This window comes from Paenibacillus sp. JNU01 (genome assembly GCF_059130585.1).
In genome coordinates this window covers 6,615,465-6,628,050 of the sequence record NZ_CP169723.1, presented here as the reverse complement: position 1 = coordinate 6,628,050, position 12,586 = coordinate 6,615,465, and the positions used below count along the sequence as shown (strand labels likewise).

General features: G+C 45.8%; 14 protein-coding genes. 2 read left to right on the top strand and 12 right to left on the bottom strand.

What is annotated here, in order from left to right; genetic code table 11:
• Positions 1-140 precede the first annotated feature (140 nt).
• From NLBNIHML_RS29200 to NLBNIHML_RS29180, 5 genes are all read right to left on the bottom strand, one after another.
• A complete protein-coding gene (locus NLBNIHML_RS29200) occupies positions 141-1,313 on the bottom strand; it encodes a Gfo/Idh/MocA family protein (protein ID WP_494353343.1) in 1,173 nt (390 codons plus the stop codon).
• Entirely contained in the window at positions 1,310-2,224 is a 915-nt protein-coding gene (locus tag NLBNIHML_RS29195) for a sugar phosphate isomerase/epimerase family protein (RefSeq protein WP_494354775.1), read from the bottom strand. The genes NLBNIHML_RS29200 and NLBNIHML_RS29195 overlap by 4 nt, the downstream gene beginning before the upstream one ends.
• A 252-nt stretch (positions 2,225-2,476) precedes the next feature.
• On the bottom strand, positions 2,477-2,977 hold the full coding sequence (locus NLBNIHML_RS29190) for a metallophosphoesterase family protein (protein WP_494353342.1): 501 nt from the start codon (positions 2,975-2,977) through the stop codon (positions 2,477-2,479).
• Positions 2,978-3,192: 215 nt separating this feature from the next.
• A complete protein-coding gene (locus NLBNIHML_RS29185; RefSeq protein ID WP_339241736.1) occupies positions 3,193-3,627 on the bottom strand; it encodes an Rrf2 family transcriptional regulator in 435 nt (144 codons plus the stop codon).
• Between the two features lie 42 nt (positions 3,628-3,669).
• A complete protein-coding gene (locus tag NLBNIHML_RS29180; RefSeq protein WP_494353341.1) occupies positions 3,670-4,047 on the bottom strand; it encodes a DivIVA domain-containing protein in 378 nt (125 codons plus the stop codon).
• A 202-nt stretch (positions 4,048-4,249) separates the two neighbouring features.
• On the opposite strand from NLBNIHML_RS29180, the gene NLBNIHML_RS29175 reads away from it, so the two are divergent.
• Positions 4,250-4,816, top strand: a complete 567-nt coding sequence (locus tag NLBNIHML_RS29175) for a TraR/DksA C4-type zinc finger protein (protein WP_339260530.1) — start codon at positions 4,250-4,252, stop codon at positions 4,814-4,816.
• Between the two features lie 212 nt (positions 4,817-5,028).
• On the opposite strand, the gene NLBNIHML_RS29170 is transcribed toward NLBNIHML_RS29175, so the two are convergent.
• The 6 genes from NLBNIHML_RS29170 to NLBNIHML_RS29145 form a co-directional block, all read right to left on the bottom strand.
• A complete protein-coding gene (locus NLBNIHML_RS29170) occupies positions 5,029-5,721 on the bottom strand; it encodes an ArsR/SmtB family transcription factor (protein ID WP_339241732.1) in 693 nt (230 codons plus the stop codon).
• A 134-nt stretch (positions 5,722-5,855) separates the two neighbouring features.
• The gene (locus NLBNIHML_RS29165) at positions 5,856-7,145 is read right to left on the bottom strand and encodes an MFS transporter (RefSeq protein ID WP_339260526.1); all 1,290 of its coding nucleotides are present in this window, start codon (positions 7,143-7,145) and stop codon (positions 5,856-5,858) included.
• Between the two features lie 417 nt (positions 7,146-7,562).
• The gene (locus NLBNIHML_RS29160; RefSeq protein ID WP_494353340.1) at positions 7,563-8,003 is read right to left on the bottom strand and encodes a ribonuclease; all 441 of its coding nucleotides are present in this window, start codon (positions 8,001-8,003) and stop codon (positions 7,563-7,565) included.
• 265 nt (positions 8,004-8,268) lie between these two features.
• Entirely contained in the window at positions 8,269-9,276 is a 1,008-nt protein-coding gene (locus NLBNIHML_RS29155; RefSeq protein ID WP_494353339.1) for a Gfo/Idh/MocA family protein, read from the bottom strand.
• A gap of 2 nt (positions 9,277-9,278) precedes the next feature.
• Positions 9,279-9,653 carry a replication termination protein gene (locus tag NLBNIHML_RS29150; protein WP_036609188.1) on the bottom strand — a complete coding sequence of 125 codons (375 nt, stop codon included), beginning with the start codon at positions 9,651-9,653 and terminating at the stop codon, positions 9,279-9,281.
• A gap of 503 nt (positions 9,654-10,156) precedes the next feature.
• Positions 10,157-11,305 carry an acyltransferase gene (locus NLBNIHML_RS29145; RefSeq protein WP_339260521.1) on the bottom strand — a complete coding sequence of 383 codons (1,149 nt, stop codon included), beginning with the start codon at positions 11,303-11,305 and terminating at the stop codon, positions 10,157-10,159.
• Positions 11,306-11,372: 67 nt separating this feature from the next.
• On the opposite strand from NLBNIHML_RS29145, the gene NLBNIHML_RS29140 reads away from it, so the two are divergent.
• Positions 11,373-11,774 (top strand): YidH family protein, encoded by a 402-nt coding sequence (locus tag NLBNIHML_RS29140; RefSeq protein WP_339260519.1) that lies wholly within the window; start codon positions 11,373-11,375, stop codon positions 11,772-11,774.
• Between the two features lie 173 nt (positions 11,775-11,947).
• On the opposite strand, the gene NLBNIHML_RS29135 is transcribed toward NLBNIHML_RS29140, so the two are convergent.
• Entirely contained in the window at positions 11,948-12,550 is a 603-nt protein-coding gene (locus NLBNIHML_RS29135) for a general stress protein (protein WP_339241724.1), read from the bottom strand.
• Positions 12,551-12,586 lie beyond the last annotated feature (36 nt).

Genomic DNA, 12,586 nt, shown 5'->3' with positions numbered 1-12,586 from the left:
GGAAAATTCGGGGATAAGCGTATGCTTCCGATGTAGCTTTCTTTCAGAAAGCTTTTAGGCGAACGCTTCGCTTTTTCAGGTATTTTCTGTCCTCTCCGTTACGTGTAAATGATTAGTTCAACTTATATAACAAATCTTCTTCATTTAAACGTCTGACTCAGATCAGCAGGTTGACTGCCGCTTATTGCTTTGTCTTTCTTCGTCGTTGAACTAGCAATGCGTTCCTGCAGATGCTCGTAGAACAGATCCTCATCGATCGGCAGATCCACCCAGTTATCCGTCCAGGTAGACAACAACATCGCATTCGATAATGTTAATCCGTGAATCCCATCCTCACCGGGAGCAATAAGGGGTGCACCTGTGCGAATCGCATCCACCCAGTTACGAATCAGACCCGGGTGCCCCGTTTCCACACCTGTAAGTGGAATCTCGCATTTCCAGCATTCCGGCTGTCCAAAACCTCCGGTAAACCGCTGATTGAATTCAGGCTCAGATTCGCGAAGTCGCCAGAACGTCAGCTTTCCATCTTCGATGACGATTTTACCCCGGTCTCCGTTAACCTCAAATCGGTTCGTACCTGGTGCTTCGCCCGTAGTCGTTACGAAGACACCTGTTGCTCCATTTTCATACTCCACATAAGCGGTTACATCATCTTCCACTTCAATATTCCGATACTTGCCAAACGAACAGAACGCACGCATTCTTACCGGCATCATGCCGATGGTCCACTGCCACAGATCCAGTTGGTGCGGGTCCTGATTAATCAGTACACCTCCACCTTCGCCTGCCCAAGTTGCCCGCCAGCCGCCGGAATCATAGTAACTCTGGGATCGGTACCAGTTCGTAATAATCCAGTTGGTACGCCGTACCTCACCCAGCTCCCCCGAAGCGATCAAATCTCTTAGTTTAATGTAGAGTGGGTTGGTCCGCTGGTTGTACATCATGGAAAAGACTTTACCGCTGGCTGCGGCCGCTTCATTCATCTTGCGTACCTGTTTCGTATACACACCGGCCGGCTTCTCGATCATGACATGCAAACCATGCTGGAAAGCCTGAATCGCCTGTTCGGGATGATCGTAGTGCGGCGTTGCAATAATGACCGCATCAATCGTACCCGAAGCCATCATCTGCTCTGCATCCTGCCAATAGGTGACCGTAGCCGGAAGATGACTCGAAACCCAGCTCTCCATTTCTCTTCTTACATCACATACAGCGACCAATTCTGCACCCGGTACTTCTCCGGCAACCAATGTTCTGGCATGAGCTGCCCCCATGTTGCCTATACCAATCACCGCTACTCGTACGATACTCATGACTGCTCCTCCTCGTCCACACGACGCTCAATTTCGGCGAAAACGTCTGCAAAATGCTGTAACATCGCCTTGGATTTCAAGGCCCCACTAAAGTCTTCAATTCCGTAATATCCGTCATACCCGACGGCACGAAGATCCCGCACCATCTGTACCCAATCGACCATGCCTTCAGTCAGGGGGGTCCATTGACATTTCCATGCTGTATTCAGAGTCAATCCGCTATTCTTCTCAGTTACATTATCCTTTTGCGTATCCTTAACTTCGGGTTCAAACCACCCGGCATTCTTCACATGCACATGAGCGAGATACGGACCTAGCAACTCAAGCCCCATCCGATGATTCTCATAGCCTTCATGCACCATGTTGCCTGGATCGTACAGCACACCCACATGCTGTGGGTCGAGCGACTCAACAAGACGATAGGCAAGCGATGCCGTCGGTGCAATCGTCTGATGATGTGTCTCTACAATTGCCTTGATGTTGTACTGTTTGGCCAAATCCTGTACTTCACTCAGGTAATCAACGGCTTTGCGATACAACTCAGAATAATGGGTCTTGCGATCATATCCAGGAACACCCACACGCATCATGGATGCTCCCAACCCAGCCGCAGCCTGAAACGCCTGCTCGGTGGCAGAAATATCTCCGCAGTTCAGATACGGTACGAGTGCAATAGATTTCCTGCCTTGCCCTACCGCCGCTTCACGAAAAACAGGAACCTGTTCCTGCCAACGGCTTGGATCTACCGAGCATCGATTATTTCTCCAATAAGACGGCTCTTCGGACATGGCATCCTCAGGAATTCCGCGGAAACGCCACTCTATTCCATCAATCCCCGCTATTGCCGCAGCAGATGCCAGTTCTTCTGCATTCAGATCAGGGGTAGCCACAGTGAATACAGACAGTTTCATCATGCTCCATCTCCTTATGTAAACGTATTCATTTTATGTCGTAAAGGCATTGTATCACTCCACTGAACGTCACCATAGGGGAAAACCGCAACAGATGAATGACAGATAACGAACAGAGCACATTCCCCATTCAGAGATAACTTCCAAGAGAATGATGTGATCGCATATCAAAAAGACATCCCTGAAACAGAATTCAATTCTGTTCAAAGATGCCTTGTACCATAACTATATATAGGATGAAATCCTCTCTCTCTATTCCCGATCAAAAAAAACGTGCTCAGCCTGTAATTTACCCTGATCTATTGTCATGATGCCAAATGAATATTGCTTCTGAAAACGTTTATCCGTAGGCGACCCAGGATTAAATATTAGTGTATTGTCCACGGTATGCATCACCGGGATGTGCGAGTGTCCGTAGATCACAGCATCCACATGCTGACCTGCAAAGGTATGAATTGCATTCTGCTCCGTACCTTTTGATCCCAGATGCCCATGCACAAGACCCAGACGAAGACCTTCCAATTCAACAATACGGGAATACCCCAGTTTTTCAGCAATTTCGGACGGGTCCGTATTGCCAGCTACCCCTTCAACAGGCGCATACTCGCTAAGCAATGGGTATACGCTCCAATCCGACCAGTCACCCGCATGAAGAATGAGATCGGCACTCGCAAGTACATCAACGAGCCTGGCAGGTAACTTCTGTGATTTACGTGAACAATGCGTATCAGAAATGACAACAATTTTTTTCATATCACAACCCACCTTTCCTTTAAGAGGTTGTTCAAAAAGTCCGCTTTTGATTACGTAGGATGCCTAATGACATCGTAGCATCGAATATGGAATTCAGCCGAAATGTCCTTTCCTCAAGTAGTTTACGCTCCGCTACTCCATTTCTAGCTTCATCCCATCTTCACGGTACTGAAAACCGCCCTTTTCGAACATGTACTTTAAGTCCTGATTACACTCTACTCTGTCTGCGATGACACAGCTTGCATCTGGGAACTGGAACGTTCCATATCTTCAAGTGTAATCGATGCAAAGAATTGCTCCACCTTCTCCTCGGCAACCTGATACAGATTGGTCAGCAAGCTGTCTATATGCAAGCCCACTTCACAATCCGGGTTACAGTTGCCGTGAATCGGAAATAATGGACCTTCGTCCTTGGCAGCCTGATAGATCATGGCTAACGTAATTTCACTTGCCGGCTTGGCCAGATAGAAACCTCTTGTTCCAGGAGAAGAGTTCACTAATCCCGCTTTTTTCAGCCCGCCCAGAATACGTCTGACGACGACCGGGTTGGTATTCACGCTACCTGCAATATGTGCAGACGTGATTCGTTCAGGCGCGCTGAGTGACAATAACAACAAACAATGCACACTGACCGAAAAATGAGTACTCATGATTAACCACCTTTATTTAATATAATCCTAGAGTTGCTGAGCTTATTCAGAGAACAGATCCTTCTCGGGACGTGCTCTGATCTTGAGCTGCCGCACACTGTATTCCAGTTGTTTCACAATATCATCCAGCTGTTTGCGATCAATCTTGGTTGGATCTTCCACCGGCTTCGTGGATGATTTGAGATCTCGAATCGTTAACTGCTGTTCTTGCCATTTGTCCATCAGATCTGCAATATTGGCATAAAAACGTTCGTAATCTTTGATGACCAAGTCGAGATAAGCATCTACCTCATCCGGATCATAACCACGAAGTTTATAATTAAATTGTTTTTCATGAATCGATAACGCATCAAGCTGTACTCCCAATTGTTTGAACAATTGTTTCTGTTTATCCAATCTTCGTTTCATATGTTCATCCATATTGACAACCTCCATTATAAGCCAAGCCGTGGTTCCTTTATCCAGTGAAGAACATGCGGCATTTTCTCTCTCTATTTTTTATAACACATTATTCGTCAGATATAAAACGCTACGGCCCTATTCCTCTCGAAAATGATTGCTTTTCATGCAATTGGGGTAAAGACTCACTACAACCCACAACGGGAAAAGGAGCGTGTTTTTTATGAGTACATTAACCAAAGATCAACACCAAGAATTGAAAAAGGCCCTTTTGGAGCAACGTGAAAACTTGCAGCGCCATTTTGAATCCAGCATGGAAGACGGTGCTCCGGCCCAGTCGCTGAAAGATTCAACTGGTGAGCTGTCCTCCTATGATAATCATCCGGCAGATGCCGGTACGGAAACATTTGAACGCAGCCGTGATCTGGCGATCGACGATACATTAACAGACGAATTCAATCAAGTGAACGATGCATTGGAACGTATGGAACAAGGTACATACGGAACCTGTGTAACGTGCGGAGAAGATATTCCTTTTGAACGCCTTGAAGCTATCCCATATACCGCTTACTGTATTGATGACACGCCTAACCGGGAGACCAGCAACGATCGGCCCATTGAAGAAGAAGTCATGACCATGCCTCCGAGTGGTGCTGGCGAAGGAAGACAGCAGAACGCCGGCAAGTTCGACAACGCAGATGCTTGGGAAGCGGTCGAAGAATACGGTACTTCCAATTCACCCGCAACCGCTGCCAAACGTGATGTAAAAGACTATGATGAGAATATGTAACATGATAGCGAACTGAAACGGTTATGCGTCTTCATGAAATTAATGTTGTAATGAATTCAATACAATACACAACATACGACCGTTTCTCCCTCGTATCATGCGATAAAAAGCCGCCTATGGCGGCTTTTTCTTGTTATCTCCAACATGTCTGACACATAAGCCTTACTTGTCTTCAAGGTATAACTAACACTGAACTCATGCATACCGTCTGTTTATTCTTCTGACTCACGATCAGATGATGCAGATTTCTGCCCCTTAGCAACAGAGCGAGACGTTTTCGAAGTTGATTTGCCCTTACCCGACGCAGATTTCTTATTCTGTTTCGTATCTGTCTTGGAAGCAGGTGTCTGCATTATAGGTTTAGAGAGGGCAGAAAATAATTGAAAGACCTCTTGCTCCCCTTGTTGATTCTCTTTCGTTGTATAGGGTTCACAGAGTTTTATGATGTTTTTATATAACTCCTCTACTTCCTCACGAGTTGCATACAGCGTCATGTCCGAGAGAAACATCCGATCTTCGTTTTCCGCCTGATGCATAAATCGCTGACGACTCTGTTCGAACATCTCATTTAATAATTTGAGTGTTTCAGACCGAAACACCTGTTTCAGTGGTGAGCTCTGATTGTCTTCATCTTCATGACGAAGATGGATTTCTCCAGAGAATGGTTCGTAGTATTTTGCGATAATGCCATTAATCTCACGCGTAGAAACGATCGTCAGCAGACCAATTTTCTCCAGCTTTTTTACATGATAATGAACTTTGGCTGGCACCTCACCCATCTGGTCGGCGATTTCTTTGACAGTGGATGGTCTGCCCTGCCTGTTAAACATATTCATAATCTGTATCCGATACGGATCGGAGTAGATCTTAATTTCTTCAATGGTTGAAAGAACCTTGTGCTCCATTCCTGTATCCTCATTTCCGGGGTACCTATTGTCCATCGATATCTCTATTATACCGCTGCGTCAGGACTTCGGTCAAAGCAAGCCGGCGATGACATGTTATCACATAATCAGATCAGGTTCTTTCTAAATATCCTTCACATCGCACTCCGAAAGCTTTTGCTAAATAACAGCATACCTGCGGACATGGCAAGCATAATCCCAAAGACGATAAACAGAACAGGCATGCTCATCCAATCTGCAAGTGCTCCCGAAACCAGACTCCCAAGTGGTGCGACACTCACGACGAGCATACTCTGAAGAGCATACACTCTGCCTAGCATCTCCGAAGGAGTAACTTCCATTAGATAGGTACCTAGAGGGGTCGTAGCCAGTGGAATCCCCATCCCCATCAGAAGACAAAAGGCAGCCGCAACGGGCAATTGGAAGGACGTCATATAGGCGGGTAGTGCCGTCATGGCATAACTGAGACCCAGCATGACAATACCGCTGATCACAAGCACACTTTTACGATAATGTGCCCCTTTTTGGGTCAACCACACACCACTTAACAGCATGCCTCCCACCATCAGCCCACTAAGCAGACTTAATCCCCAAGCGCCAGCGTGCAACGTTTCAATTACATAGGGTGTACGGAGAACATTGAATGGCATCAGACAGAAATTAACGAATGCAAACAGGAAGGAAACGATTAACAATAAGGTATGTTTACGGAGAAAATGAAAAGCTTCCGCCATTTCGGAGAATATACTACGTTTATTGGATGGAACAGAATCCTTTTCAGATAATAATTTATCTTCATTGTTAGCGGATGATGAACCTTGAGGATAGCCCACTCGGCTCATTATTAACGCACTTAGCGCAAACAACCCCGCATCAATCAGGATCGTCCAAGCAATACCTATTGTGGCAATTAACGCACCAGCCAATGCAAGTCCTGCAAGTTCAGCCACTCTGGTTGCGGAAGAGGACATGGCATTACCCGAGAGCAACATCGATTTGGGAAGCAATCTGGGGACACTGGACACTTCTGCAGGAACAGTGAAGCATTCCAGCAAAGAATTCAGAATGGTAATGACAAACAGATGCCAGACTTCAAGTTGACCCAATCCAAACAGCAGCGCTGTAATCCCTACGAACAACCCGCGACCGGTATTCGTAATCACGATTACTTTTTTGAGAGACATGCGATCTACCAAAGCCCCGGCGAACAGACCAAGAAAGATACTCGGCAAAAAATTCACCGCCAGCAATGTCCCCATCAGCACTTTTGAACCGGTCAGAATGTACACCATCCAGCTGTATGCAATCGAATCAATGGAATCACCAAATCTGGATACTACTTTACTAAGCATAAACTGCATATACGGTCTGATTCGTATTAACTCACCCATACCTTGTTTGCCAACTGCTGTGTTATCGTTCATGACTTCCCACTCCCTAACGTTAAAATATTTTTCATGTTAATTTTATTTTAACGTAAGTTATGCAGAAATCAATACCTCCGTGAAAATAATTTTAACGTTAGGTGAGCAAAGTAAAATCTCACTCTGCTTTCAGATCAATCGTAATCAACACAAGGGCTTTTTGAACAACCTTTTTGAACAATCTGCTACAACACAAAAAAACAGACCACATATGGTCTGCCTGCTGGAATGAATGTATCTGAAACTCCTTTATTTGCTGCTACTTCTCAACACGCAATATAAATCCAGACTGTTCCGCCTGTACCTCCATCATCAGATCACGCACCTGTCCTGCTTCATACTCCATGCGTTCCTCGCTGATTCGGTAGTTGGTCCATCCTCAATTCAGAATCACGGTGTTCACGACTGCTCCTTCCTCTATTTCATGCGTGTGAATGATGCATAGTGATCTGTCGTTTTGTAGATAAGTCCATCATTGGAGTACACAATCCGATCGGAATTACGGAAGCCGGATGTATAGTTAATATCCGCTTCGCGCCATGTACGTCCGCTGGCCGAAGGCAGTAGCCCCTCCCGATTGCCGAATACGTCTCCGCCGATGCTTTTCCCAGGAGCCACTACAGCCAAGTTCCCTTGTGACGCTACCCAGCCGAGTCCTGTGGCCTGTGATTTGGTAATAAAGTTACATGGCAACGTTCCGTTTGCACTCAAATAGTTGGCCACACCGGTAAACGTATTGATGATGGTACATGTTGCAGCAGATGCTTTCTGCTGTGGGGCTGGGGTGAACTGTGAACCTGTGAAGAAAACAAATGTTAACAAGAATGCCAGTAAAGCGGTCGATAACAACTTTTTCATTAATCCGGCCTCCCAAACCTTCAAAGTAGATGAACATTGTCTCGATATGCGTACTGCAAACGGTAACTGTCTAGTTGCACGTTCTGCTAGATTATAGTAAACAAGTCATCTCATGACTATTTATATCACACCAATTTGGTAGAAATATCAAATTCAAGCGTTTAAATTGTAAAATATTATAATTATAACATTTTGTGACATAAAAAAAGACTCTCATCCCTAAAGATGGAGCCTGCACGTTCTGATATATTTAAACGGACCTGACCTAATCGATCAGTTGAACACGTTGACGAGTCCGAGCCGATTCCAGGCACGCATCAATTACCCGCATGTTTTGAATGGTATTTTCCGGACTGAAAGGTAGTGCTGCTCCTTCAAGCACAGCCGTTGCAAACGTCTCCACCTGAAGCACATAGGAATTCGATACCGACACACGCTCCTCACGACTGACTGAATCGGTATGAATGATAATCTGAGGTGGAATATCACTGTTCTCCCAGCCAAACACTTTGGGCAGTTCAATCCGCCCCTCCGTCCCGAGAATCTCCATCTCCGCTCGTCCTGAAGCCCACATGCCACAGTCAAAAGTTAAAGCGACCGAATTCGGAAATTCTACCAGTCCCGACGCCATCATATCGACGCCATCATGTTCGTCCGAGAATAGAGCGTGCACCGTCACCGCTTCGGGTTCCTGTCCCAGATACATCCGGGCTGCAGAGATCGGATATACGCCTAGATCGAATAAGGATCCGCCGCCCATCTCTCTTTTGAACCTTACATTTTCCTTGTCATCAGCGGTATTACAGGTAAAGTTGCCATGGATGGCTCTGACGATACCAATCTCTCCACTGGCTATAATCTCTTGCACACGTCTGTGCTTGGGATGATATCGATACATAATCGCTTCTGCAAAAAGAACGCCATGCTGCTCACACGCCTCAATCATTTCTGCCGATTCATCAGCATTCAGGGCAGCTGGTTTCTCACACAACACGTGTTTGCCAGCCTGTGCCGCTTTGATGGTCCATTCTTTGTGCATATGGTTAGGCAAAGGAATATAGACGGCTTCGATATCGGGATCTGCGATGAGCTCTTCATAACTGCCATACGATCTGGCAATGTCGAGTTCTTTGGCAAGGGACTCCGCTTTTTCTTTGCTGCGGCTGGCAATCGCTAACACCTCACCGCGTTCGGACTGCTGGATCGCCGGAATGACTGCATTTTTGGCAATGGTTGACGTACCGAGTACCCCCCACTGTAACTGTCTGTTCATGCTCATCTTCCTTTCGTACCGTAATTGTCCTCTTCTGCCTTGTGTAACATGCCGAGACAACGATCCAGATCCGTTTTGACCTGTTTCTTGTATAACTCAGCTTTCTCCGCACCATCATCCGTGAAATGATATAGAACGATTTCCTGAAAATCGACCTTCGGATCATTGCCCTTCAGCTTCTTCGTTCGATAAAATACCCCCTGCTGTACCAGTTCATGCAGTGCCCGATATACCTCGCTCTGGGGTGGAACATAACCGTAGTCTTTGAACTCCTGCTTCATCGCCTCCAGCATCTCATAACCATATCCCCTGTGCTGTTCAACCATCGTAATTAAATACAGCTTGATAAATGCCCGCTGTGCAATCATAAAGGCCACGTTCATTTCCCTCCTATCAGAACCTATATATCTAGTATTATAAAACTTATGTTCGGGTTCTGCCATCTTTCTCCGCTTGGTCTCCCCTTTATCCATCTTCATAGAGGACGAGCAAGAAATCGTGAGAATACGGAATGACTTGTGGGAGCAGGAAAAAAGGTTTTCTATTGTGAATTTTTCATGCATTGAAATTTTAATTCATACTCAAAAGTTTGTTTTATTTCAGGAACTTAGCGATTCGTTCAATCGAATTTTAATCATAAGACTGAGCAAAGGCTGTTACATACATAGTTACTCCTGAATCCTTTATCCTGCATACGTGAATCCTGAGTGGCCTGTATTACTGAGTTTCTCTGTTGTCTTTATTATTGAATCCTGTGTAGCCTGCATTAATGGGTTCTCTGTTGCCTATATTACTGAGTTCTTTATTTCTGTACCGGCATATATCCTGTACAATCTGTACTGCTGCGATTCTGTTGAGAATTTTTCATATGATGATATATTCATTTTTTGTGGACAGATTTTGGCACGGCTCCCACAATCCATTTCCCCCAGCTTACGCGAGAGATGAGCCATGTCAGTACACAGGATAATGCAAGAGCGAGCAACCAAGTAATGATCATGCGAACGACAGGGTTCCAGCCCATCGCAACATAGAACAATTCATCTGGAATATAGCTATACCGAAGCATCAACATATGCATCAGATAACCGCCATACGATACACCACCAATCCACCCTAGCAATCGTGTAGCCCTAAGGTTGTGCAGTTTCCCGGCTAGCTGGTACATGACCATAATGGACGCAATCAGAAAGAGTGCCATATCAGGGCGGATCAGGCTGACCGTGTAAAACGTAATTTTGATGCCCTCCGGCTTTTGAAACTCCAGCATTAATAAATAAGTAAACCGAAGACCCAGAACAATAAACACAGTCCAGTATATCCAGCGCAATCGATAAATCCATTCATTCCAGTGCTGAACGGATAACCCCGCTGCTGCACCGAGCACAAAATAAATAAAGAAATAGAGGAAATTGCGATCTGCATACGTTGTAAAAGCATCTGTCAGTACCGGGATATTCAGTCGTTCCATGAACTTGGCGATGTTTCTTAATTGATCCGCAAGCACAAGATACACCACACCCGAAATCAATAATGCGATCATGCGTCCCTTGGCCTCATATCGGTTATATACATAACGAATTGCACGCAAGAAGAGCGGAAATAACAGATAAAACTGGATCAGCATAATGATGTACCAGAAGTGTGAAGTCGTTTTGCCCGTAATCAGCTTCAATCCTAGATCGGGGATATCATTCCATCCGAAACCGGTCCAGCTTCGTGGTGCAAGTGTAAAGTAAATGAGTGACCAGATCAGGTAAGGCACGATAACATCATTTACTCTTTTTCTCATAAACTTGCCATAATGCAGCTTGTCTCCCGTGTTATAAAAAAGCACCATACCTGTTATGAATATGAATAAAGGAACTGCAAATTTGGAGAGCATCAGCAGTATGGCCAGCAACACGCCATCCTCCAGTCTCGTTTCCGGGACCAAAGAGTAATGTGCAATGGAGTGCTGGAGAACCACCGCTCCAAAGGCGATTCCCCGCAAGCTCTCTATTTCTGTAATTCGTTCTTTGCGAGGCATACATTCAGCCGTCCTTTCTTGCTTGGTTTTACAATAAAAACAAAGTACAATGAAGCCGTATATCTTAATGAGCGGGGTGATTCACATTTCTAGAACAGACACAGACATAACCACCATCGATTCCAAATATGTCCAACAGCACCTGGCTAACGAGCGAACTTTTCTGGCCTGGGTACGCACGGGTATTGCCATGGCAGGCATCGGCTTTCTTGCAGCTGGATTCGGCTTCAACTCCTCGGCGTATGATCGACTAGCACATATTGCCGCGATTATTACAGGTATCACATCTCTGATTGGCGGTATATCCATCATTCTGTATTCGGCAGCAGCCTATCATCGGAAGCGTACTCAAATTAATGAGCAGACGTTTGAAGCATCGACCGGCTTAATTCGGTTTCTCACATTGATGCTACTGGTCATAGGACTCGCTTTGGCTGTACTGTTATATGTATTGTTATTCCCTGCTTGACTGGGTAAAAACACCAACCGCCATTATTGACTCAAACATGCAACACAGGGACAAAAGCCGGCTTCCCTTAAGGAAACCGGCTAATGACCATCTTGTGGATCATCTATTTCATTCCATTTTGCAGGTATTAACTCATTAGGTTCGATCTCTTATCAACCAGCTCAGCAGGAAGATTACAAGAATGTATTGTTACCCAATCGAGCGGCCTTGCTCTGGGCATCCAATCTGCGTTCTTCCATATCCAGATCTGGACGTTCAGCAGGTACTTCTGTACCATGAACTTGAGCTCTGTCCCGATTAAGTTGGCTGTTGCTGCTAAACACATCGTACACATCGGTGTCCCGATCCGTGGAGTCTACGAGAAGCAGAATTTTGCCGTTCTGTACATACTCCTCATACTGTTTAGCGTCCTCTTCCGGGATACCAAGACCTACCAGGCCACCAACCAGTCCTCCAGCTCCTGCACCCACAGCTGCACCGGTAAATGCTGCTGCGATAGGGCCTGCGGCCAGAATGGGTCCTATGCCGGGTATGGCTAGTGCACCGATACCTGCGAGCAGACCGGCTACGCCACCAAGTACACCACCTGTTGCTGCACCCGCAGCCACGCCTTCAGGGGCTTTTGTACCTGTCTCTTCCCGAATCGCCTTCAGTTCATCCCGATCCTGAGTAACAACGGAGATTTCGTCTGAAGTAAATCCTTGTGCTTTCAGACCCTCGATAGCCTGCGATGCTTCACGTTCTGTATTAAACACACCTACGATTTTCTTTTGCATAATGAATCCCTCCTCATCTGATTGAGTGGTTCGCTA